Source organism: Pseudomonas sp. F220, from assembly GCF_057813935.1.
This window is the reverse complement of the sequence record NZ_JBVASJ010000103.1, coordinates 1-1133: the sequence shown is the minus strand read 5'-3', so window position 1 is coordinate 1133 and position 1133 is coordinate 1. Positions and strand designations below refer to the sequence as shown.

At 53.2% G+C, this 1133-nt stretch carries 1 protein-coding gene; it reads left to right on the top strand.

Annotated features, from left to right (window positions below):
• Positions 1-150 precede the first annotated feature (150 nt).
• Positions 151-858, top strand: a complete 708-nt coding sequence (locus ACZYSM_RS29160; RefSeq protein ID WP_489077132.1) for an ATPase — start codon at positions 151-153, stop codon at positions 856-858.
• Positions 859-1133: the final 275 nt, after the last annotated feature.

Below are 1133 nucleotides of genomic sequence, written 5' to 3'. Positions count from 1 at the left end.
CAGCGCGATTAAAGGAAAGAACCATGAATTAAGGGCAGGAAAGGTCTGTTTTTCGACCGACGCATGATTTTTTGAACCTCAAGTAGCGAGGGCATGAAAAATCGGCGGGTACTTCAGACCTTCCTTAAGTTGTTTCACTGGAGAAACACCATGAAACTTGCGCTCATTAGTAGCATCACCATTACCGCCTTGTTGTCTGGCTGTTCAGTGCCCACCGCCCCCAAGGCAGTATCAGCGCTTGACGGTCTTTTCACTGAACCCGTCATCCACTCCAGCGCCACGAGCGTCACAAACGGCAAGAACGTTTCTCTGGGCATTGTCTACAGCCAGAACACCCAGACCAATCGCGCCTACCTGAAAAACTACCAGGCCAACGCCGGTACCGGCTTCGGCCAGAGCCTGCTGGTGCAGCCGATCCACGACGCTTATGTCGCCAGCTCCCAGCCAGACCTGGCCGTCGACTGGGTCAAGGCGTCCTTGCAACGCCAATTCGGCTCGGTGACGGTTTACCCGGATATACAAAGCCTGAAAGCGGCGAAGCCGGATGTCGTCGTGGTGGTCGATACTCGCAGCCAACTGATAACTTCGCGCAGCTCGGATATTCAGGCCGACGTGACAGCCAACTTCTACGATTCAAAGCTCAACTACATCGGCACAGCACAAGGCCATGAAGCAAAAAGTTTAAGTCCGGTGTGGGCGGATTTTGAACAGACCAAAGAAATAGTTGCCGACATTAATGAGCAGCAGACTATTCAAGTTCATGCCCTGCAGAAGTTTGACCAATCGCTCAACAATTTATTGACCACGCCGACAGGTAAACTTTCGATGGTGAGTGAAACAGTGCGCACGATAAAGTAATGACACGTGCGAAGGTGATATCAATGGTAATGGCTCATCGCGGGTAAGCCCCATTCCTACGAAGGACCGCGCAACACCCTTAGGAGCAAGGGGACGCCCGGTTCTTGCCCGCGAAGACCTCAAACCAGACAAAACATGATGTTCAGGCAATCGAGTAGGAGGCGGGGTCACCCCCGCCGTCCTCTCACACCACCGTACGTACGGTTCCGTATACGGCGGTTCAAGCTATGCGGCTAAGCCGGTTTATCGTATCCAGTATTGAGACCAGCCCCAGC

Excerpts from the sequence above, each read along its gene's own strand:
- ACZYSM_RS29160 (WP_489077132.1), top strand. The coding sequence starts at position 151 with ATGAAACTTGCGCTCATTAGTAGCATCACCATTACCGCCTTGTTGTCT.